At 68.0% G+C, this 20,912-nt stretch carries 15 protein-coding genes and 2 pseudogenes; 5 read left to right on the forward strand and 12 right to left on the reverse strand.

The features are described 5' to 3' along the window. The first annotated feature begins 148 nt into the window (after positions 1-148). Positions 149-1,816 carry a Na+/H+ antiporter gene (locus CFB52_RS15375; RefSeq protein ID WP_099316874.1) on the forward strand — a complete coding sequence of 556 codons (1,668 nt, stop codon included), beginning with the start codon at positions 149-151 and terminating at the stop codon, positions 1,814-1,816. Between the two features lie 92 nt (positions 1,817-1,908). Here the strand turns inward: CFB52_RS15375 and CFB52_RS15380 are convergent, their stop codons facing one another. The 5 genes and pseudogenes from CFB52_RS15380 to CFB52_RS15400 all read right to left on the reverse strand — a co-directional run bounded on the left by CFB52_RS15380 (position 1,909) and on the right by CFB52_RS15400 (position 9,147). Then, complete coding sequence (locus CFB52_RS15380; RefSeq protein WP_059585408.1) at positions 1,909-5,481, reverse strand: indolepyruvate ferredoxin oxidoreductase family protein; 3,573 nt, start codon at positions 5,479-5,481, stop codon at positions 1,909-1,911. A gap of 534 nt (positions 5,482-6,015) precedes the next feature. Continuing rightward, on the reverse strand, positions 6,016-6,246 hold the full coding sequence (locus CFB52_RS15385) for a hypothetical protein (protein ID WP_099316875.1): 231 nt from the start codon (positions 6,244-6,246) through the stop codon (positions 6,016-6,018). Positions 6,247-7,785: 1,539 nt separating this feature from the next. Beyond that, a pseudogene (locus tag CFB52_RS35085) lies at positions 7,786-7,923 on the reverse strand (sugar O-acetyltransferase); the annotation flags it as partial. A gap of 49 nt (positions 7,924-7,972) precedes the next feature. Beyond that, on the reverse strand, positions 7,973-8,416 hold the full coding sequence (locus CFB52_RS15395; RefSeq protein WP_099316876.1) for a lysozyme inhibitor LprI family protein: 444 nt from the start codon (positions 8,414-8,416) through the stop codon (positions 7,973-7,975). Then, on the reverse strand, positions 8,404-9,147 hold the full coding sequence (locus CFB52_RS15400) for a LysM domain-containing protein (protein WP_099316877.1): 744 nt from the start codon (positions 9,145-9,147) through the stop codon (positions 8,404-8,406). The genes CFB52_RS15395 and CFB52_RS15400 overlap by 13 nt, the downstream gene beginning before the upstream one ends. A 365-nt stretch (positions 9,148-9,512) precedes the next feature. Here CFB52_RS15400 and CFB52_RS15405 point away from each other — a divergent pair. Continuing rightward, a pseudogene (locus CFB52_RS15405) lies at positions 9,513-10,123 on the forward strand (glutathione S-transferase family protein); the annotation flags it as partial. A 35-nt stretch (positions 10,124-10,158) separates the two neighbouring features. On the opposite strand, the gene CFB52_RS15410 reads toward CFB52_RS15405, so the two are convergent. Both CFB52_RS15410 and CFB52_RS15415 read right to left on the reverse strand, forming a co-directional pair. Beyond that, entirely contained in the window at positions 10,159-11,127 is a 969-nt protein-coding gene (locus tag CFB52_RS15410) for an ion channel (RefSeq protein ID WP_059641309.1), read from the reverse strand. 165 nt (positions 11,128-11,292) lie between these two features. Continuing rightward, positions 11,293-12,312 carry a sulfate ABC transporter substrate-binding protein gene (locus CFB52_RS15415; protein WP_059583175.1) on the reverse strand — a complete coding sequence of 340 codons (1,020 nt, stop codon included), beginning with the start codon at positions 12,310-12,312 and terminating at the stop codon, positions 11,293-11,295. 451 nt (positions 12,313-12,763) lie between these two features. Here CFB52_RS15415 and dapA point away from each other — a divergent pair, with 451 nt between their 5' ends. Further along, positions 12,764-13,657 (forward strand): 4-hydroxy-tetrahydrodipicolinate synthase, encoded by an 894-nt coding sequence (gene dapA / locus CFB52_RS15425; RefSeq protein WP_059583177.1) that lies wholly within the window; start codon positions 12,764-12,766, stop codon positions 13,655-13,657. Positions 13,658-13,713: 56 nt separating this feature from the next. On the opposite strand, the gene CFB52_RS15430 is transcribed toward dapA, so the two are convergent. The 3 genes from CFB52_RS15430 to CFB52_RS15440 all read right to left on the reverse strand — a co-directional run bounded on the left by CFB52_RS15430 (position 13,714) and on the right by CFB52_RS15440 (position 15,471). Further along, on the reverse strand, positions 13,714-14,094 hold the full coding sequence (locus CFB52_RS15430) for a type II toxin-antitoxin system VapC family toxin (RefSeq protein ID WP_059583178.1): 381 nt from the start codon (positions 14,092-14,094) through the stop codon (positions 13,714-13,716). Further along, on the reverse strand, positions 14,094-14,303 hold the full coding sequence (locus CFB52_RS15435; protein WP_059583180.1) for a hypothetical protein: 210 nt from the start codon (positions 14,301-14,303) through the stop codon (positions 14,094-14,096). The genes CFB52_RS15430 and CFB52_RS15435 overlap by 1 nt, the downstream gene beginning before the upstream one ends. 115 nt (positions 14,304-14,418) lie before the next feature. Beyond that, positions 14,419-15,471, reverse strand: coding sequence for a LysR substrate-binding domain-containing protein (locus tag CFB52_RS15440; protein WP_059583182.1), 1,053 nt, complete (start codon positions 15,469-15,471; stop codon positions 14,419-14,421). 106 nt (positions 15,472-15,577) lie between these two features. Here CFB52_RS15440 and CFB52_RS15445 point away from each other — a divergent pair, with 106 nt between their 5' ends. After that, positions 15,578-16,846 (forward strand): MFS transporter, encoded by a 1,269-nt coding sequence (locus CFB52_RS15445; protein ID WP_059583183.1) that lies wholly within the window; start codon positions 15,578-15,580, stop codon positions 16,844-16,846. A gap of 42 nt (positions 16,847-16,888) precedes the next feature. Here CFB52_RS15445 and CFB52_RS15450 read toward each other — a convergent pair whose 3' ends face one another. Both CFB52_RS15450 and CFB52_RS15455 read right to left on the reverse strand, forming a co-directional pair. Further along, positions 16,889-19,090, reverse strand: coding sequence for a TonB-dependent siderophore receptor (locus tag CFB52_RS15450; RefSeq protein ID WP_059898174.1), 2,202 nt, complete (start codon positions 19,088-19,090; stop codon positions 16,889-16,891). A 138-nt stretch (positions 19,091-19,228) separates the two neighbouring features. Continuing rightward, on the reverse strand, positions 19,229-19,876 hold the full coding sequence (locus CFB52_RS15455; RefSeq protein WP_059583187.1) for a glutathione S-transferase family protein: 648 nt from the start codon (positions 19,874-19,876) through the stop codon (positions 19,229-19,231). A 112-nt stretch (positions 19,877-19,988) separates the two neighbouring features. Between CFB52_RS15455 and CFB52_RS15460 the strand changes: the two genes are divergently transcribed. Next, positions 19,989-20,909 carry a LysR substrate-binding domain-containing protein gene (locus CFB52_RS15460; protein WP_099316878.1) on the forward strand — a complete coding sequence of 307 codons (921 nt, stop codon included), beginning with the start codon at positions 19,989-19,991 and terminating at the stop codon, positions 20,907-20,909. Positions 20,910-20,912: the final 3 nt, after the last annotated feature.

The raw sequence follows: 20,912 nt of genomic DNA on the forward strand, positions 1-20,912 counted from the left end.
GCCGCATGGCCGCGCCGCGCCGCCGCACCATCGTGGCGCGCCATCCGCGCACCGTTTCCGTGCGCACGCACCGGCCGCTCGAACGCATCCGTTACGTCGGCACGCTACACTCCGTACGATCGTTTCATTCCCCGCATCCGCCGTCTCGATGGAAATCGTCTTCACCGTCCTCATTCTGCTGCTGACCGTCGCGCTATCCGGCGCCGTCACGCGCATCCTCCCGTTGCAACTGCCGCTGCCGCTGATGCAGATCGCGTTCGGCGCGATGCTCGCGTGGCCGACGCTGAACCTGCACGTCACGTTCGACCCCGAGATCTTCATGCTGCTGTTCATCCCGCCGCTGCTGTTCGCGGACGGCTGGCGGATTCCGAAGCGCGAGCTTTACCTGCAGCGCCGCGCGATCCTGATGCTCGCGTTCGGGCTCGTGTTCATGACGGTACTCGCGGTCGGCTACTTCGCACACTGGCTGATTCCCGAGTTGCCGCTGCCGATCGCGTTCGCGCTCGCGGCCGTGCTGTCGCCGACCGACGCGGTCGCGCTGTCGGGCATCGCCGGCAAGGGTCGCATTCCACCGCAATTGATGCACATTCTCGAAGGCGAGGCGCTGATGAACGACGCGTCGGGCCTCGTCGCACTGAAGTTCGCGATCGCGGCCGCGCTGACGGGCGTGTTCTCGCTGCGCGCCGCGTCGGTCACGTTCGTGATCGTCGCGGCCGGCGGGCTCGCGACGGGGGCGATCGTCGCGTGGTTGTTCAGCGCGCTGTCGACGCGCTTCCTGAACGCCGAGCAGGAAGGCGACCCGGCGCCCGGCATCGTGATGACGCTGCTGGTGCCGTTCGCGGCCTACCTGTTCGCCGAGCATCTCGACCTGTCGGGCGTGCTCGCGGCCGTGTCGGCCGGGATGATGATGAACTACACGAGCTTCTCCCGCAAAAGCACCGTCGCGTCGCGCGTGCGTGCCGAAAGCACGTGGGCGATGATCGAGTTCGTGTTCAACGGCATGGTGTTCATCATGCTCGGGCTGCAGTTGCCGCACATCATCGGCCGCGCGCTCGTCGACGCGCACCACACGAGCGACGTGCTGGTCGGCCGCATGATCTTCAACGTGGGCGCGATGATGCTCGCGCTGTACGCGATCCGCTTCCTGTGGGTGTGGCTGCTGCGCTGGTTCGCAAGCCGCCGCGCCGCGCGTCGCGGCCTCGCCGGCACGATGGCCGGCGTGCGCACGATCGCGGTGATGACGGTGGGCGGCGTGCGCGGCGCGGTCACGCTCGCCGGCGTGCTGTCGATCCCGGTCGCGCTGTCCGACGGCGCACCGCTGCCGGGCCGCGACACCGCGATCTTCATCGCGTCGTCCGTGATCCTCGGCTCGCTGATCGTCGCGGTGATCGGCCTGCCGCTGCTGCTGCGCGGCGTGCGCTCGTCGCGCAACCCGCTCGGCGACGAGGAGCGCATCGCTCGCTCGGCCGCCGCGCAGGCCGCGATCCGCGCGATCGATTCGTCGCACGATGCCATTTCGGCCGATCTCGACGAATCGGGCGCGGCCCGCTGCGCCGACATCTCCGCACGCGTGATGGACCAATATCGCCGCCGGCTCGCCGCGCTCGCCGACGACGGCCCCACGCCGCGCGCGGAAGCGAAGCAGGCCGAAACGATGGAATTGCAGATGCGGATCGCGGCCGTGCGCGCGGAACGCTCGGCGCTGTACCGGCTGCGCAGCGACAGCAAGATTTCCGACGAAACGCTGACGAAGCTGCTTCGCGAGATCGATCTGTCGGAAACCGCGCTGTCGACGCGCAAGAAAGGCATTCTTTGAAGGATCGACCGCGGCCCGCGCGCAGCCGCCGAGGGGCATAAAAAAACGGCGACGCACCCGCGTCGCCGTTTTCACGTCCGCTCACGCTCGCGTTACTTCGCGACGACGACCGGAATCCCCTTCAGCATCCCCGCGCCCTTCATCTCGTCGAGCGCATGCTGCACGGCCGCGCTCGTCGCCGCATCGATGCCGAGCTGCAACGCGAGCTCGCGTTCCGCGCGCTTCACGCCGGCCAGATTGCGCACCTTCACGTGGCCGAAGCCGCGCACGCGGGCATGCAGGTCGGCCAGTTGCACGACCTGCGCCGCATTGCCGGCCGTCATCGCGGCGAACGCACGCGTGAGCGTGGTCTCGTAGTCGTCGGCCAGCGCGCGCTCCATCTTCCGCTCGACCGTGCGGCCGAACGGATCGAGCCACGTGCCGCGCAGGCCGCGCACGCGCGCCAGCATGCCGAGCACCGGCCACATCCACTGGCCGAACACGCGCTTCTTCGGCGTGCTGCCGTCGCTGCCGGCCTTCGCGACCGCGGGCGGCGCCAGGTTGAACTTCACGCGGTACGTCTGGCCCGGCACGCCTTCGAACTGCGCTTCGAGCGCCGTGCGGAACGCGTCGTCCGCGTACAGCCGCGCGACTTCGTATTCGTCCTTCACCGCGAGCAGCCGATAGAACGTCGTCGCGACCGCGCGCGTCAGCGTGTCGTCGCCCTTCGCCTGCGCCGCGTTCACCAGCGCGCGGTAGCGCTCGACGTAGCGCGCGCCGCCGTAAGCGTCGAGACGCGCTTCGCGATCGGCGATCAGCTCGGCGAGCGTCTCCGGCGCGGCGTGCGCGGCCACCGCATGACGCGCGTTCCACAACGCGTCGAGACCGGCCGCATCGCCGGCCGCCATCCGGCCGATCGAGAACGCGAGCTTGTTCATCGGCACCGCGACGTTGTTCAGCTCGATCGCGCGCATCATCGCGGCGAGCGACACCGGCACGAGGCCGAGCTGCCACGCGTAGCCGAGCATCAGGATGTTCGCGCCGATCGAGTCGCCGAGGAACTTCGCGGCGAGCGCCTGCGCGTCGCAGCTCGACAGGTAGCCGTCGCCGGCCGCGTGATGCATCTTCTCGAGCAGCGCGTCCGCATGCAGGTTCGCGTCGGGGTTCTGCACGAACGATGCATTCGGGATCCGGTGCGTGTTGACGACGATCCGCGTGCGCGCGTGGCGCACCGTCTGCAGCGCCTCCGCGCTCGCCCCGACGACCATGTCGCACGCGAGCAGCACGTCGGCCTGCTGCGTGTCGATGCGCACCTGGTTCAGCCAGCGGTCGCTCGACGCGATCCGCACGAACGACAGCACCGAGCCGCCCTTCTGCGCGAAGCCCATGAAGTCGAGCACCGATGCGCTCTTGCCTTCGAGGTGCGCGGCCATGCTGATCAGCGCGCCGACCGTCACGACGCCGGTGCCGCCGACGCCCGTCACGAGCATGTCGAACGGCGCCGCGTCGAGGTGCGTCGCCGGCACCGGCAGCGCGTCGACGCGCGCGGCAAGCGCCGCTTCGTCGAACGCGGCGCCGGCCGCCTTCTTCAGCGCCGCGCCCTCGACCGTCACGAAACTCGGGCAGAAGCCGTTCACGCACGAATAGTCCTTGTTGCACGACGACTGGTCGATGCGGCGCTTGCGGCCGAGCGGCGTCTCGAGCGGCTCGACCGACAGGCAGTTCGACTGCACGCCGCAGTCGCCGCAGCCTTCGCACACCGCGTCGTTGATGAACAGGCGCTTGTCCGGGTCGGGGAATTCGCCTTTCTTGCGGCGGCGGCGCTTCTCGGCCGCGCAGGTCTGGTCGTAGATCAGCACGGTGACGCCCGGCGTCTCGCGCAATTCGCGCTGCACCGTATCGAGTTCGCTGCGGTGATGGAACGTCGTGCCGGTCGGGAACTGCCCGTGATGACCGTCGTACTTCTCCGGCTCGTCGGACACGACGACGAAGCGCGACACGCCTTCGGCCTCGACCTGCCGCGCGATCTGCGGCACCGAGATGCTGCCGTCGACCGGCTGGCCGCCCGTCATCGCGACCGCGTCGTTGTAGAGGATCTTGTACGTGATGTTCGCTTTCGCGGCGACCGCCTGGCGGATCGCGAGGATACCCGAGTGGAAGTAGGTGCCGTCGCCGAGGTTCTGGAACACGTGCTTCGTGTGGGTGAACATCGCGTGCGCGGCCCAGTCGACGCCCTCGCCGCCCATCTGGATCAGGCCGGTGGTATCGCGCTCCATCCACGACGCCATGAAGTGGCAGCCGATGCCGGCCTGCGCGATCGAGCCTTCGGGCACCTTCGTCGACGTATTGTGAGGGCAGCCCGAGCAGAAGTACGGCGTGCGCTTCACCGCGTCGGCCTCGTTCGACAGGATCCGCGGCGCGACGAGATCGACGACGCGCTCGCGGCGGTCGAGCGCCGGCTTGTGCCGCGCGAGCCAGTCGGCGAACACCGGCAGGATGCGCGACGGACGCAGTTCGCCGAGCTCGGACAGCAGGCACGCGCCGGCCGCGTCGTGCTTGCCGAGCACGCGCGGGCGCGCGCCTTCGGTGCGGTTGTACAGGTAGTCCTTGATCTGCTGTTCGATGACCGGGCCCTTTTCCTCGATCACCAGCACTTCGGCGAGCCCGTCGACGAAGGTCTCGATGCGCGTCATTTCGAGCGGATACGACAGGCCGACCTTGTAGATCCGCACGCCGGCCGCGTCGAGATCGGCCACCGTCAGGTCGAGCCGGCGCAGCGCTTCCATCAGGTCGAGGTGCGCCTTGCCGCAGGTGACGATGCCGACGTTCGCGTGCGTGCTCGGCGCGATCCACTTGTCGATGCTGTTGGCGCGCGCGAAATGGCGAACCGCGTCGAGCTTCGCCGCGAGGCGCGCCTCGATCGTCAGGCTCGGCAGGTCGGGCCAGCGGTTGTGCAGGCCGCCTGCCGGCGGCGTGAAGCCTTCCGGCGCCGGCCAGCGCGTCTGCAACGCATCGAGGTCGACGGTGGAGCCCGATTCGACCGTTTCCGAGATCGCCTTGAAGCCGACCCACGCGCCCGAATAGCGCGACAGCGCCCAGCCGTACAGGCCGAATTCGAGCATGTCGGCGATGTTCGACGGGTTCACGACCGGCATGTGCCACGCCATCATCGCGAAGTCGCTCTGGTGCGGCATCGACGACGACACGCAGCCATGGTCGTCGCCCGCGACGACCAGCACGCCGCCGTGCGGCGACGAACCGTATGCGTTGCCGTGCTTGAGCGCGTCGCCCGCGCGATCGACGCCCGGCCCCTTGCCGTACCACATCGCATACACGCCGTCGACCGTGCGCTCGGGGTCGGCCTCGACCCGCTGCGTGCCGAGCACGGCCGTGCCGCCGAGTTCCTCGTTGATCGCCGGCAGGAAGCGCACGCCGCTGGCGTCGAGCAGTTTCTTCGCCTTCCACAAGTGCTGGTCGACCATGCCGAGTGGCGAGCCGCGATAGCCGCTGACGAAGCCGGCCGTGTCGAGGCCCTGCTCGGTATCGACCGTGCGCTGCATCAACAGCAGGCGGATCAGCGCCTGCGTGCCGGTCAGGAAGATCCGGCCGCGCGTCGCGGTCAGGTTGTCGGTCAGGCGGTAGTCGGACAGGGCAGGCGTGCCGTCGACGGGCAGGCGGGCGGTCATGGGGGGAAGTCTCCGGATGGTGCTGTTCTGGGCCGTGCGCGGCGGGGCGCCGGGTGACGCATGAGTGCGGCAGCGAATGGCTCTATTTTTTCGCGCGCGGCCGAGAATGTTTTTCCTCATCTTGCTCGGACCGGTGCACGGCGAGAAAAACCGCGCAGGTTTTTGCCGGGATTTGAGAGAGTTTTCGCGCGGGGTGGCGGGTGGCGGGTGGCGGGTGGCGGGTGGCGGGTGGCGGGTGGCGGGTGGCGGGTGGCGGGCGGCGGGCGGCGGGCGGCGGGCGGCGGGCGGCGGGCGGCGGGCGGCGGGCGGCGGGTGGCGGTCGGGGGTTGGGCGGGATGGGAAAGCGCTTGCGTCGACATCGCGGGTGACGAGCGGGACGCCGGCCGCGGGCCCGGCGGCGCTCGCTCGGGGCCCGTGCGACAAGGGTTGGGGCCGGCAAACGACGGCGCGCTCACCGATGGAATGCACAGCATTTGGAGTGAGGGCGCGGGATGTCCACAATGCCGGGGCTGTCGGCCGAGCGGGTGATCGCGCTCACCGTTCGATCGCACAGCGTTTCGAGTCGCGTCGGGTGCCGGATGTCCACACCTCGATCTGTCCGCCGCACATGCGGACTGCGACGCTCACCATCGAAATCCACAGCGCGACGAGTCGATGCCGGCAGGAGATATCCACACCGCCGGATGCCTGCGTCGCCGCCGCGACGTTGGCGCTCAGCTTCCGGATCCACAGGCGCGTGAGTCGATTCGGCGGCAGGATATCCACATGTCCGTCCCTTCGTGCGTGCCTCGTGCGTGCTGTTGGGTAGTCGAACGAGAAGTCGGTACGGGTGTGGATATCACCCACCCGCAGACACTCAAAGCCCTGTGAATTTCGACGGTGAGTGATGGCACGCGCTCGAACGAGGGTGCCGATTCGGGGGTGGACAGCCCGATCCGCGACGACTCCAAACGCTGTGAATCCCAATGGTGAGCATCGACAGCGCACAAACAACGGCGCCGATTCAGGCGTGGATCGTCCGCGCCACGACGACTCCAAACACTGTGAATTTCAACGGTGAGCGACGGCACGCGTTCGAACAAGGGGGCCAATTCGGGCGTGGATTGCCCGATCCGCGACGACTCTGAACATTGTGAATTTCAACGGTGAGCAACGGCACGCGTTCGAACAAGGGCGCCAATTCGAGCGTGGACCGCCCGATCCGCGACGACTCTGAACACTGTGAATTTCAATGGTGAGCAACGGCACGCGTTCGAACAAGGGGGCCAATTCGAGCGTGGACCGCCCGATCCACGACAACCCTGAACACTGTGAATTTCGGTGGTGAGTGACGGCAAACGATTAGACGAGTGCGCCGGCTCGGGTGCGAATCGCTCGACCCTGCGACGACACCGAACACTGTGAGTTCCAGCGGTGAGCGAGGCACGACGATCGAACCACAGCGCCGATCCGAGTGTGGACAACCGCGCCCGAGGCCAGTCGAGACGCTGTGAAATTCAACGGTGAGCGTGGGCGTCCGGTCGCACGAAGGCAGCGCCTCGGCGCGAACAGCCGCGCCCCCCCGCCCACGCTGCGCTCCGTGGACCGGGATTCGCGCAGACGCGGCCGCGCCGCATGCGCGCGCCCCCTCACCGCTGAAATACACAGCAGGTCGACTGGCTTCGGCGACCGGCTATCCACATCGGTGCACGAACTCGAACGGAACGCGCGATCGCATGTGCGGTTAGAATGCGCAACCGCTCGAAGCGGTGCCGAAGATCACGAACGGACACGCCATTCGGTCGCCCCTCCGACGCTCACCATTGAAATACACAGCGTTGCGAGTGAATTCGGCCACGAGATATCCACACCGCGATACGCAGCCGGATCTATCGCCGACCCGCGCGTGCCGTTAGAATGCGCGGCGCCCCGCATTCCCGCGCGATGCGCGCTCGACGCCCGGAAATCCGCACCAGGCAAGCCTCACCCGCAATCGGTCGCCGACACTCACCCTTCGAAAGCACAGCATTTCTCGTCGTTCAGGGCGCGGTTGTCCACACCCTGCATCGCGCTCACCGATGGAAAGCACAGCGTGGCGAGTGATTCGGGGCCGGGATATCCACAACCGACGCCGCGCAGGAATGTGCGGCCAGCGCATCGGCAACGTCGGCTCATGCGTCTGCCCTCGATCGGTGTCGAATGCCGGGAAGTCCCGCCAATGCTGGCTCCAGCCATACACTCACCGTTCGCATCCACAGCGTTCAGAGTGGTCGGCGGGCCGGTTGTCCACATTCACCTCCCCGCTGAAGAGGCCGTCAGCCATCGTCACTCGGTAATCGATCGAATGATCTGCGCCGGATTTCCACCGACCAGCGTATCCGGCGGAACCTCCCGCATCACGACCGAATCCGCGCCGACCACGGCGTTCTCGCCGACCGTCGCGCCGCCGCCGATCGTCGCACCGGTCCGTTCGCATGTCGTCCGGCCGGGCTGGCCGGCGTAAGCTTCGGCGCTACTTCGACGGCAAGTCGGATACGGCGTTGCGCAGTTGCTCAACGCGTGCGCCGTTGAGTGCCGCGACACAGGCCAAGCGCCCCATCTCGTGGGCGTTACCCGCTCCACCGCCGCTCAGCGAAGCGGAGAATTCACATTGAGCCGCGCGATACTTTGCGAATTCCTTGTTCGATGCCGCCAAAGCCTCCTCGGATGCATGAATATATTTATTACCCTCGTCCCATTTTTTTATGACAGCGAGCGCATCGTCTTCGGCCTTTTTTAAATACTCTCGACTTTCACTGGCCTTCTTCGCAAGACAATCCTTCATTCCAGCCTGCGAATAAGCACCGCACTGCTCGTACAGCCCCTTCTCGGTATTGATGGTGTTGTCAGATGCGGCGATCGAGAGTAACGGAAACGATAGCGCAAGCCCAAAGCCGATACTTCTTATTGCACGCATGAAGTCTCCTGTCCCTTTCGCACGATGCCCCATGCAAAATCTAGTTTCCTTGCATAGTTCGGATCTCGACGCATTGAATTGTAACGTAACGCCACTGACGTCGCAGAGAACGGCCGCCATCCTGTAATGACACGTTGAATCGACGCCTTCTGATACTTTAAGACTTGCCCTGGTCGCAACACCGTGATCATCGGATTCAGTTTCTTCAGCACGTCGGTTGTGCTGCCATGTACTTTCGCGATTTTGTCGAAGCTATCGCCCGGCTTGACTGTGACGTCATACACCCTAGCGTCTGCATTGGGCACACTACGGTGCTCAAAGATGGCCATGCGCATCAGCAGATAGCCGATTCCGGCCCTGAGATTATGCGCAGGGTTCGCTCTCGCCGATCCCACAGTCAGTTGCGCTCTCCACGCCGAAGGCAGAATCAAGTCGCCGCCTTCTTCGCCCGAAAGAAACGACGTCAAACCCGGGTCACCCGATACGCCAATCTGCAATGGTTTGATCTTCCACTCCGAGCTATTTGCCCCGGTTTCAACCCACAGCATTGCCTTGATCAGAAGCCAATCCAGCGGCCTGTAGCCGGCAGCGCCTGACAAATGTCGATTGTATTCGCTCACTGCCATCTGAATTTCGCAATCCCATATATCCCATTTGACATCGCCAACAGCCGCGCCAATACCATCCTGCCATTTTTCGAAGCCGCTCTTCGCTGGCTCTTGAACCGGCATATTTTCACCCTCCGATTGAATTGGTTAGGTTGTTCGCGTCCAGCACAAGACAGGTAGTTGCATACGCGTCCGACCCATACCCGACACGTCAGCACCGAAATAAAACGCTAGAAACGATGCACGGTCGCCGTTTGTATTTCAATTTTCGAGATAGCTTTTAAACAACAGAACGACAGCGGGAAAGCACTCAAAGCCAGATAAACGCGAAAAAAAAGTTGCAAAACGTCAACAGCCGTTGCCCGGTAGCGATACCCAAGCGGCGCGCGTTCCACCGAACGCGTCGCACACTCGGTCACATAACGAACGACACATTCGGCGAACCGACTCGACTACACTGGACCGTCACCGCATATAGGGCGCACGCGATGAAGCTCTACTACTGGCCGACGACCGGGCATTCCGGGCGCTGTGGATGCTCGAGGAAATAGGCGTGGGGTACGAACTGGTGCCGATCGACTTGCGCTCGCACGAACAGGGCAGGGACGCGTTCGTGCAGGTCAACCCGATGGCCAAGCTGCCCGCGCTCGACGACGGCGGCGCCCGGTTCGCCGAATCGGGCGCCGTGCTGCTCTATCTCGCCGACCGTTGCCCGCGCGCCGGGCTCGGCGTCGCGCCCGACGGTCCGCTGCGCGGCCGTTTCCTCCAGTGGATGTTCTTCACGCCGACCTGCCTCGAACCGGCGATGGTCGAGAAATTCACCGGCGCGTCGGGCAATCCGGTCGCGTTCGGCTGGGGCAACATCGCGCGCGTGCAGTGCGCCCTCGCGCAGGCGCTCGCCCACGGCCGCTGGCTCGTCGGCGAGCGCTTCACCGCGGCCGACCTGCTGCTCGCGAGCACTCTGAAGATCGCGTTCGACGCGCATCTGCTGCCGCACGAAGGCGTGCTCGGCGACTACGTCGCGCGCGCCGAGGACCGCGACGCGTTCCGCCGCGCGGTCGCGATCGAACAGCGCGAAGCGTCACGCCCGCTGCACGCTCGACGCGCAACGGGGCGGCGCCCGGCCAACGTCGATCACGCCTGTGCGCCCGGCCCCGGCCCCGGCGCACCCGCGTCGATCACCACGCCCGGCGAACCGCGCTCGTCGGTATCGGCGTCGATCGGCACGACGTCGTGAAAATGCGTGTAATCGATGTGCGTGATGCCGTCCTCGTCGTGCATCAGGTCGACGTAGCGGTGATGCCAGCGGATGTCGCCATGCACCCACACATGGCGCGCCTGCATGACCTGGGCGGTCGTCTCGTCCGATCCCTCGATCGTGATCAGCAATTGCGCGTCGCGCGCGGCGAGCGACTCGGGCGTCTCGCCGAACAGCGCGCTCGACTCGTCGATCACGTGCATCAGGTTCCAGCCGAGCAGGAAGATCGGATGCTCGTTGCGCACGAGCGGCAGGTCGTGAATCTTGCGCAGCGAGTAGCCCTCGTGCGTGCCTTCGACGCGCATCAGCCGCAGTTTCGCCTGCGCCTCGGCAATCACGTTCTGGCGGGCATTCGCGGCGCGCACCATCAGCGTCATCCGGCCGTTCAGCGGCCGCACGATCGCGTGGCGCGCGAACAGGATCTTCGCCTGCGGCCGAGAAAACCGCGCGAACACGAGCCCCGTGGCGAGCGCGATGCTCGACATCCCGACGAAGATCTCGAACGTCGCGACGAGGTGCGCATAAACGGTCTGCGGATGCATGTCGCCGTAGCCGACGGTCGCGAGCGTCTCGACGCTGAAGAAGAACGCGCCGCCGAAGCCGGCCGGCGACTGGTTCGCGATCGGCGCCTGGCCGAGCAGGTAGAGCGCCGCGAAGCCGCTGTTGAGCAGCAGGAACAGCACCGCGAGCGACAGGAAGAACACGGGCCAGCTCACCGTCAGCGCGCGGTGATAGAAGTCGCGCCAGCCGAGCGGCGGCATCCCGTACGCGATCACCGGGCGGGTGCCCGACCAGATCTTGCGGCCACGGCCGCGGGAGGCTGGGGAGGACGAATCGACGTTCATCGCGCGGCGCCGGTTGCGGGAAGGCGATGAGCGTAGCACGCGCGGCGGCGGCCGGGAATGCGGACCGGTTCGGCACGGCAATCCGCCGCGTCGCCATAAAAAAAACCGGCCGCACATGCGGCCGGCTGCGTCGTGATGCGAGCCCGCGCGTGGCGCGCGCCGCGCTCACTTGCGGTCGACGATTACCTGGTCGAACGTGCCGCCGTCGGCGAAATGGGTCTTCTGCGCGTTCGCCCAGCTGCCGAAAACCTGCTCGACGCTGAACGTCTTCAGCGCCTTGAACTCGGCCGCATGCTTCTGCAGCACGGCCGCGTCGCGCGGGCGCAGATGATGCTGCGCGATGATCTCCTGCGCTTGCGGCGTGTACAGGTAGTCGAGATACGCCTGCGCGACCTTGCGCGTGCCTTTCTTGTCGACCACCTTGTCGACGACGGCGACGGGCGGCTCCGCGAGGATGCTCGCCGACGGATACACGGCGTCGAACTGCGCGCCCGACGCGCCCGTGTCCATCAGCGCGACCTCGTTCTCGAACGTGACGAGCACGTCGCCGATGCCGCGCTGCGTGAACGTGGTCGTCGCGCCGCGGCCACCCGAATCGAGCACCGGCACGTTGCGGAAGATCGCCTTCTCGAAGTCGAGCGCCTGCTGGTCGGTCGCGCCCTTCTGCTTCTGGAAGCCCCACGCGGCGAGATACGCATAGCGGCCGTTGCCCGACGTCTTCGGGTTCGCGATGATCACCTGCACGCCCGGCTTCGCGAGATCGCTCCAGTCCTTGATCGCCTTCGGGTTGCCCTTGCGCACGAGGAACACCATCGTCGTCGAGTACGGCGAGCTGTTGTCCGGGAAGCGCGCGCGCCAGTCCTTCGGCAGCAGTTGGCCGCGCTCGGCGAGCAGGTCGATGTCATTCGGCTGGTTCATCGTCACGACGTCGGCCTGCAGCCCTTGCAGCACCGACAGCGCCTGCGCGCTCGACGCGCCGTGCGACTGCTTGATCGTGACCGTCTCGCCCGTCTTCTGCTTGTAGGCGGCGGCAAAGCTCGCGTTGATGTCCTTGTACAGCTCGCGCGTCACGTCGTACGACACGTTCAGGATCGACGTGTCCGCGTGCGCGGCGGTCGCCGCCACGACCAGCGCCGCCGTCGCGCCCGTGTGCAGCCAGCGGCCGATCCCCTTGATGCTTGCCATCGTGATATGCCCCGTTTCCAGTGGTGGTGAATGTGCGTGACCGTACGCGTACGTGCTGTCATCGAAACGTAAGCGGGCATTCTAGCGGCCGGCCGCAGCGCGCCTTCCAATCAGTCGTGGAAAGCAAATCTCGAATTCTGCTAAACGGCGGCCGCGGCTCGCGCGCGCCGCCGCTCCGGTGTTAAGATCGCCGCTCAGCCCATTCACGGTTCATCCATGTCCGCTACCCTGCGCTCGCCCTCGATCCTCGCCGCCGTCGCGGCAGGTGCGCGCGCGGCCGGGCTGAAACTGAAAAAACGACTCCTCGACTGACGGGGACGTCGCGTCCCGTCAGGCGAATGCCGGACGGGATGCCCGCAGGTCGTTTCTTTCTCCTTGCATGCACGCCTCGCTCCGGCACGCCGCCGGCGGAACGGTTCCTTCCCACTCCGTTTCCACCATGAGGCTTTGCATGAACACACGTTTCGAAGGTATCTGGCTGCCGATCATCACGCCGTTCCACCGCGGCGAGGTCGACCATGCGGCGCTCGCGCGGCTCGCGCGCCACTATGCGGGCGCCGGCATCGCGGGTTTCGTCGCGGGGGCGACGACCGGTGAAGGCGTGCTGCTCGACGCGCGCGAACAGGACGCGGTGTTCGCGACGCTGCGCGACGCGGCGCCCGGGCTGCCGATCGTCGTCGGGCTGACCGCGAGCGCGACGCACTTCGCGGCCGCCCGCGCGCGCGAACTCGCGGCGCTGCGCCCCGACGGGCTGCTCGTCACGCCGCCCGTCTACGTGCGGCCGACGCAGGACGGCATCCGCCGCCATGTCGAAGCGATCGTCGACGCGGCCGACCTGCCGGTGCTCGTCTACAACATCCCGTACCGCACGGGCGTGAACGTCGAACTGGACACGCTGCAGGCGCTCGCGCGCGACTCGCGCGTCGCCGGCATCAAGGAATGCGGCGGCACGCTCGACCGGATGAGCCGGCTCGTGCACGACACGCCGCTCGCGATCCTGTCCGGCGACGACAACCAGAACTTCGCGGCGATGTGCGCGGGCGCGCACGGCGCGATCGCGAGCAGCGCGCACGTGCTGCCCGAATGGCACGTGCGGATTCACGCGTGGCTGCGCGACGGGCGGCTCGCCGACGCGCGGCGCCTGTCGGTCGCGCTGCAGCCGCTCGTCGCGGCGCTGTTCGCGGAACCGAACCCGGCGCCGGTGAAGGCCGTGCTCGCCGCGCAAGGATGGTGCGAGGACGGGTTGCGGCTGCCGTTCGTGCCGGCCAGCGAGGGATTGCGGGCGCGACTGGCAGCCATTTCCGCGGAACTGCATGAAATCGAGCCGGACATCGCCGTCGCATGAACCGCAACGCTACGTGACGTGCAGGCGACCGATGGATCGCGCACCGACAGATTGCTTCAAACTGTCAAAACGAGAGACAGGTCATACCGTGCAAGATGAGCGTCGGCCGTCACGAGCTGAAGCGGCTCGAGCCGCGCCTGGGCAACCAGCAAACGATCGAAGGGATCACGATGGTGATGCGGCAAATCGCGGACCGCGGCCCCATGCGCCGCCCGAACCGGCAGTTCGCGGATCCCGCTCGGCCCGATCGCCCGCATCAGCTCGCCGACGTCGATATCGAGCTTGCCCAGTCCGGCCTTGATGGCAGCCTCCCAGATACTTGCGCTGCTGACGAAACGCTCGTCGGCGGCCGAGATCACGCTGCGCGCTCGGGCGCTGAGCTTGGGGTCATTCGTCACGATCCACAAAAATATGTGCGTATCGAGCAACAGCCGCATCAGCGCCCTTCGAATGCATCCAGCAAGTCATCGGGCAGCGGGGCATCGAAGTCGTCCGCGATCCACGCCTGCCCTTGCAGGACACCGAACCGAACGGGCGGATTGACGGGCACGGGACAATCGGCTGACGGCCCGTCGTCGCGGATCGAGGCTTCCGCCCTTTGCGCCGGATCGACCGCGCTGGCGCCCGGTGTATTTGCGTTTTGCATGATGACCTCCGTTTCAAGTGATCATCACTGTAGTCAGGTTTGCCCGATCGATCCATTCGGCCGATCGGCAGAGGAACGACCGAACCGCGGCCCGCGACGGCAATCGAGCGTTTCATCACGCCGCCACCGCCCCCTCCGTCGCCCCCCGCACCGCCTGCGTGACGATCCGCGCGAGCCGATCGACCGTCGGCGTCGCCGACGACGTACGCCGCAGCAGGATCAGCGGCAGGCTCGGCAGCGCCGGCAGCCCGCACGACGCCGCATCGAGCCCTCGCACGGACGCGGGCAGCCCGTAATGCGAGCGCACCGTGAGCCCGAGGCCGGCCGCCGCGGCCGCCCATAGCCCGGCCAGGCTCGGCGTCGTGAACGCAACGCGCCACGGCACGCCCGCGCGGTCCAGCCCATCGGTCGCCGCGCCGAAGAACCGGCACGGCCGGTCGAACACGACGAGCGGCAACGGCTCGCCCGCCGCGCGCACGGCGCGATCGCGCGTTTCGTCGCCGCCGCTCGCGCCGCCCCGCGCGCCCGCGTCCCCGCCGCCATCCGGCACGCCGAGACCACCGCCCGCCGCCGCGCCGATCCACTGCATCGGCACGTGCGCGATCGCTTCGCTGTCGATCCCCGCCCGCGACACGAGCGCCGCCGACGCCGGATCGCCCCATACGAGCGCCAGATCGAGCTGGTTCGCATCGAGCCGGTCGAGCAGATCGGCGTTGCGCGCCACGCGCGCCTCGATCTTCACCTTCGGATGCGCGCGCGCGAAGCGCCCGAGCACGTCGGGCAGGATCGCTTCACCGAAATCCTCCTGCAACCCGACCCGTACCCAGCCGTCGAGATTCACGCCGCGCACGGCCGCGGCCGCCTCGTCGTTCAGCTCGATCATCCGCCGCGCGTAGCGCAGCATCGCGTCGCCGGCGTCGGTCAGCGCGAGCCCGCGCCCGGCCTTCACGAACAGCGGCGTGCCGGCCTGCTCCTCGAGCTTGCGGATCTGCGCGCTCACCGCCGACGACGAGCGCGCGACGCGATCGGCCGCCTTCGCGAAACTGCCGAGATCCACGCCCGCGACGAGGCTGCGCAACGCCGCGACGTCGAAGTTGGGCCGCGCGAGTGCGGCATCGGCGCCCGCGACGGCCTCGCCGCCATCGCGCGAAGTGTCTTGTCCGGCCATCTCAACCATCCTGATTTATCGAACGATTCATCAAAAACTTTCCGATTTTCAGGATGAATGTAGGCCGCCAGACTGTGGACGTCAACTTCGAACCGGGCCTGCCGTCATGGACACCTCGTGCATCGCTTCCCCCTCTTCGCCTGCCCGCGACGGGCGCGGGCCGGCCCATCGCTGGCGCGTGCTGGCCGCCGGCGTCGCCGCGAACATGAGCTTTTCGGCCGCCGCGGCCGGCATCCCGACCACGGCCGTCTGGATGCGCGCCGCGTATCACCTCGACAACGGCGCGCTCGGCCTCGTGCTGGGCGCGCTCGGGTTCGGCGTCGCGCTGTCCGAGCTGCCGTGGGGAATCGCCGCCGACCGCTTCAGCGACCGCCGCGTGCTGCTGACCGGGCTCGCCGCGACAGCCGCGATGCTCGCGCTGATGGTGGGCACGATCGTCCCGACCGCGCACGCGGTGCCGCCGCTGATGCGGGTCGTCGCGGCCATGTGCTGCGTCGGCCTGCTCGGCGGCAGCGTGAACGGCTCGAGCGGACGTGCGGTGATGCGCTGGTTCGGCGAGCGCGAGCGCGGGCTCGCGATGAGCATCCGCCAGACGGCCGTGCCGCTCGGCGGCGGCCTCGGCGCGGCGCTGCTGCCGTCGCTTGCGTCGCATGCGGGCTTCGCCGCGGTGTACGGCGCGTTGATGCTGCTGTGCGCCGGCTCGGCCGCGTTGACGTGGCGCTGGCTGCACGAGCCGCCCGATGCGCCGGCTGCGACGCCCGTCACCGCAGGCCGTCCCCTCGCGCCGCCATCGCCGGCCGCACCGATGCGCAGCCCGCTCGCGAGCGGCCGCGTGTGGCGCATCGTGCTCGGCATCGGCGCGCTGTGCGCCCCGCAGTTCGCGGTGCTTACGTTCGCGACCGTGTTCCTGCACGATTTCGGCCGGCTCGGCCTCGCCGGCATCAGCGCGGCAATGGTCGCGCTGCAGGTCGGCGCAATGGTGATGCGCGTGTGGAGCGGCCGCCATACCGACCGGTACGGCAACCGGCGTGCGTACCTGCGCGGGTCGGTGTGCGTCGCGGCCGGGTCGTTCGCGCTGCTCGCGGCCGCGACGGCCGGCAGCCCGCACGTGCCGCTCGCGGCGATCGTCGCGATTCTCGTGTTCGCGGGCATCTGCGTATCGGCGTGGCACGGCGTCGCGTACACCGAGCTCGCAACGCTCGCGGGTGCGAACCACGCCGGCACCGCGCTCGGGATGGCGAACACGGTCGTGTATCTCGGGCTGTTCGCGACGCCGCTCGCGATTCCGCCGCTGCTGGCCGTCAGTTCGTGGAGCGTGGTGTGGCTCGCGACCGCGCTGATCGCCGCCGCGACCTACCCGCTGTTCGCGCGATAGCGGGCCGACGCGGCAACGTTCGCGGCAGCGTGCGCGAGACGGTCAGAACTTGTACACGGCCGACAGCATCGCCGAACGGCCGTCGCCGAACTCGACGGCCGACGATCGCGACTCGCTTCCCAACACCTGCCGCACGCGCTCGACATACGCGCGGTCGAACAGGTTGTCGATATTCAGCTGGAAACGCAGCCGGCGGTTCACTTCGTAGCCGGCCATCAGGTTGTGCACCCAATACGCGCCGAGCTGGCTGCCGCCTTCGGACGTCACGTTGCGCCGGCCGACGAAGTGCGAGCCGTAGCCGATCGTCCAGCCTGCCGGCAGCCGATAGGTCGTCCACAGGTTGAGCGCGTGCCGCGGCGTGTTGCCGAGTGCCTGCCCATCGCGGCGCGGCGTGGCCGGCGAACTGAGCGTGACGCTCGCCAGGTACGTGTAATTCGCGAACACGTCCCACTGCGGCGTCACCTTGCCGGCCGCGCCGAGCTCGATGCCGCGCACGCGCTGCCGGCCCACGAGCGCGTAGCTGCCGTCGGCCATGCGCTCGCGCGCGTTTTTCTTCTCGGTCTGGAACAGCGCGCCGTTCAGCGCGATGCCGGCCAGCCCTTCCCATTTCGTGCCGAGCTCGAAGCTCTCGTTTTTCTCGGGCGCGAGCGACTCGGTCGCCGCGTTGAGGCCCGAGCCGTTGCTCACGAGAAATTCGGCGGACGGATTGAACGACGTGCCGTACGAGAAATACACGCGGCCGTTGTCCGTCGGTTTGAACACGAGCCCCGCGCGCGTGCTCAGATGGCGGTCGCCGCTCGCCGCGCGCTCGGTCGGCTTGCCGGCCGGCGTGCTTTCGGCCCAGCCGTCGATCCAGTCGTGCCGCAGCCCGACGTCGATGTCCCAGTAGCGGCCGAGCGAGAGCGTGTCGAACGCGTACAGCGCCTTCACGATGAGCTCGGTATCGCTGCGCGCGCTGTTCTCGCGCTTCGCGGGGCCGAGCCACACGCCGGGCGGCGCGGCGAGCGCGAAACCGTTGGCCGGATAGAAACGGTTGAGCCCGTAGGAATACGTGGTGCGACCGTACGTTTCCCGCGAAATTTCGAAGCCCGTGACGAGCGTGTGCCCGATGCCGAACGTCGCGAATTCGCTCGTGACGTTGGTCTGGTTCGCCCACATCGCCGTCGACGCATCGCGGCCGTAGCCCTGCGGTCCGGCCGGCTTGTAGCGCCCCGGTGGCAGCCCCTGCAGATTCGCGTGCGACGCGGACACCACCGTATCGCGATTCAGGTGCGTGTAGCGGCTCAGGTTCTGCACCTTCAGGTGCGGCGACACGTCGTGCTCGGCCTTGACGGTGAACGTGTCGGACATGATGCGTTCGCGATCGAGATTGCGCCAGCCGAAGTAGCTGTCGCGCGACACGCCGGCCAGCACCTGCCCGTCGCGCGCGGGCAGCCCGTAATCGGGCAGGTTGTTGTCGTACTGATGGAAATAGCCGAGCGTGACGCGCGTCGGCGTGCCGAGGCCGAACGCGAGCGACGGCGCGACGCCCCAGCGCCGCTTGCGAATGTCGTCGCGGCCCGGCACGTCGTTGATGTGCGCCATCGCGTTCAGGCGGAACGCCGCCTTGCCGTCGGCGCCGGGCAGCGGCTGGTTCGTATCGAGCGTCACGCGGCGGTAGTCGGACGTGCCGAGCACCGCGCCGGCTTCGGTCAACGCGCCGGCCTTCGGCGTCTTGCTGACCAGGTTCACCGAGCCGCCCGTGGTGCCGGCGCCGCCGAACACCGAGTTCGGCCCCTTGATCACCTCCACCGCGTCGATGTTGAACAGGTCGCTGCGATTGTTCTGCGCGCTGTCGCGCAGCCCGTCGAGCTGCATGTTCGCGTTCGCGCCGAAACCGCGGATATTGAAACTGTCGCCCGAGCCCCCGCCGCCCTCGCCGGCGTTGAACGTGATGCCGGCGACGTTCGACAGCGCTTCGCGCAGGCTCAGCGCCTGCTGTTCGTCCAGCACCGCGCGCGGCACGACGGTGATCGTCTGCGGCACGTCGAGCAGCGGCGTCGCATATTTGGCCGAGCCCGACCGATCGACGCGCGAGCCTGCGTCGTGCGCGCCGCGAACGAAGATCGGATCGAGGTGCGGCGCCTGCCCCGGCTCGCCTTCTTCCGCACACGCCGGCGCGGCCGCACAGGCGATCATCGCGAACGCGACGGACGCGGTCGCGCGACGCGGCGGCGTCGCGCTCGACAAAATGCAACTGCTCATGCTCACTCCATTCCATTGATGAGAATAATTCTCATTTAAATGGAATGGCGTCGACGCCACAATTGGACACGTCCGAACTTCGCGGTCCGAACGAACGCGCGACCGAAACGCCGGAGCAGCGCGTCGCGCGTCGGCCGCTCAGGTCGCTTGCGCGGCCTCGCGCGCCAGCGCGCGCCGCGCGGCCGGCCGTTCGGCCTCGCGCTGCGCATGCGCGGTCCATGCGGGATGCCGCGTCATGTCGAGCCCGATCGCGACGCCCCAGCGATACAGCACGAGCAGGAACGGATCGACGATCGAATGCGCGCCCGGCTCGGCCCACGTGCGGCCGTCGGCCAGCAGGGCTTCGATCGACGCGTTCGCGGCCTCGATCGTGCTGCGCCCATGCGCGCTGATCGCGCCGTGCAGCGCCGGATCGTCGATGAAACGGCCCGGCCGCCACAGCGCGCCGTAGCCGACGCCGTGCACCCAGCCGACCAGCCAGGCGAGCCATTCGTGGCAGCGCGCCTCGCGCAGCGGATCGTCGAGCGGCACCAATTGCGCGTCCGGATAGCGGCGCGCGAGATACGTGAGGATCGCCGGCGTTTCGGTCAGCACGCGCGGCTCGCCCGGAATCGCGAGCACGGGCACGCGCGCCTTCGCGTTGATCGCGAGGTAGCGCGCTTCGAGGTTCTGCCGCTGCTTCACGGAGACGATCTCGACGTCGAACGGCGCGCCGGTTTCCTCCAGCGCGATGTGAGCGGCGAGCGAGCAGGCGCCCGGCGAAAGATAGAGACGATAGGCGTTCATGGCGGTGGGGCCCGACGGGGCTGTGGAAGACGGAACCGAGTGTAGGAACGCATGCCGGCACGCGGCAAACGATGAATTGTCGTGCTCGAGCATTAGTGTTACTAATACCCACATGCGACGCATCCATCTCCCTCCGCTGCAGACGTTGCGCGCGTTCGAAGCCGCCGTGCGGCTGCAGAGCTTCACGCGCGCGGCGGACGAGCTCGCGCTCACGCAAGGCGCGGTCAGCCAGCACATCCGCGCGCTCGAGGCGCAGCTCGGCTATCCGCTGTTCACGCGCGAACGCAACGGCGCGACGCCGACGCACGCCGCGCACGCGCTCGCGCTGCAGGTACGCCAGGGTCTGAGCGTGCTCGAACGCGCGTTCGAGCCGGCGCTGGCGGCGCGCCGCCGCCCGCGCACCTGCGACGCGACGCTGAACGTGAGCGTGCTGCCGAGCGTCGCCGAGCGCTGGCTCGCGCCGCGCCTGCCGCGTTTCTCGGCCGCGCATCCGCATATCTCGATCGTGCTGCATCCGGACGTGGCGCTCGCGCCGCTGCGCAAGCGCGACCGCATCGACGTCGCGCTGCGCTACGGGCCCGGCACGTGGCCCGGTGTGGTCGCCGAGAAGCTGATGAACGAGACGATCTTTCCGGTCGCGAGCCCCGCGTACCGCAATCGCGACGGCGTCGCCCCGCGCGCGCCGGCCGATCTCGTGCGCGCGACGCTGCTGCGCCATCCCGCGCAACCGTGGGAACCGTGGTTCCAGGCCGCGCGGCTCGACCTTACCGAATCCGCGCGCGCACCGCGCTTCACCGATGCGAACGCGCTGATCGCCGCGGCGCTGCAAGGCCGCGGCGTCGCGCTCGCGCGCCGCTCGCTGATCGAGCCCGAACTCGCGCGCGGCACGCTCGTGCGTGTGTCGAGCGTGCGCATCACCGACGTGTATGCGCACTACGTCGTGTGGCGCCCCGGTCATCCCCGCGAAGCGGCGATCCGCACGTGGCTCGACTGGCTGCGCAGCGAAGTGCGGCGCAGGACGCCGCGGCGCTGACGC

It is taken from the genome of Burkholderia sp. AU18528 (assembly GCF_002223215.2).
GTDB classification, from domain to species: Bacteria; Pseudomonadota; Gammaproteobacteria; order Burkholderiales; family Burkholderiaceae; genus Burkholderia; species Burkholderia semiarida.

What these genes read in the sequence shown, in the direction of transcription:
- CFB52_RS15430 (WP_059583178.1), bottom strand. Translation starts at nt 14,094, where the DNA reads ATGCGGCTGTTGCTCGATACGCACATATTTTTGTGGATCGTGACGAAT.
- CFB52_RS15400 (WP_099316877.1), bottom strand. Translation starts at nt 9,147, where the DNA reads ATGCCGGTTCAAGAGCCAGCGAAGAGCGGCTTCGAAAAATGGCAGGAT.
- CFB52_RS15455 (WP_059583187.1), bottom strand. Translation starts at nt 19,876, where the DNA reads ATGAACGCCTATCGTCTCTATCTTTCGCCGGGCGCCTGCTCGCTCGCC.
- CFB52_RS15395 (WP_099316876.1), bottom strand. Translation starts at nt 8,416, where the DNA reads ATGCGTGCAATAAGAAGTATCGGCTTTGGGCTTGCGCTATCGTTTCCG.
- CFB52_RS15410 (WP_059641309.1), bottom strand. Translation starts at nt 11,127, where the DNA reads ATGAACGTCGATTCGTCCTCCCCAGCCTCCCGCGGCCGTGGCCGCAAG.
- CFB52_RS15380 (WP_059585408.1), bottom strand. Translation starts at nt 5,481, where the DNA reads ATGACCGCCCGCCTGCCCGTCGACGGCACGCCTGCCCTGTCCGACTAC.
- CFB52_RS15445 (WP_059583183.1), top strand. Translation starts at nt 15,578, where the DNA reads ATGGACACCTCGTGCATCGCTTCCCCCTCTTCGCCTGCCCGCGACGGG.
- CFB52_RS15440 (WP_059583182.1), bottom strand. Translation starts at nt 15,471, where the DNA reads ATGGCCGGACAAGACACTTCGCGCGATGGCGGCGAGGCCGTCGCGGGC.
- CFB52_RS15450 (WP_059898174.1), bottom strand. Translation starts at nt 19,090, where the DNA reads ATGAGCAGTTGCATTTTGTCGAGCGCGACGCCGCCGCGTCGCGCGACC.
- CFB52_RS15435 (WP_059583180.1), bottom strand. Translation starts at nt 14,303, where the DNA reads ATGCAAAACGCAAATACACCGGGCGCCAGCGCGGTCGATCCGGCGCAA.
- CFB52_RS15415 (WP_059583175.1), bottom strand. Translation starts at nt 12,312, where the DNA reads ATGGCAAGCATCAAGGGGATCGGCCGCTGGCTGCACACGGGCGCGACG.
- CFB52_RS15460 (WP_099316878.1), top strand. Translation starts at nt 19,989, where the DNA reads ATGCGACGCATCCATCTCCCTCCGCTGCAGACGTTGCGCGCGTTCGAA.
- dapA (WP_059583177.1), top strand. Translation starts at nt 12,764, where the DNA reads ATGAACACACGTTTCGAAGGTATCTGGCTGCCGATCATCACGCCGTTC.
- CFB52_RS15375 (WP_099316874.1), top strand. Translation starts at nt 149, where the DNA reads ATGGAAATCGTCTTCACCGTCCTCATTCTGCTGCTGACCGTCGCGCTA.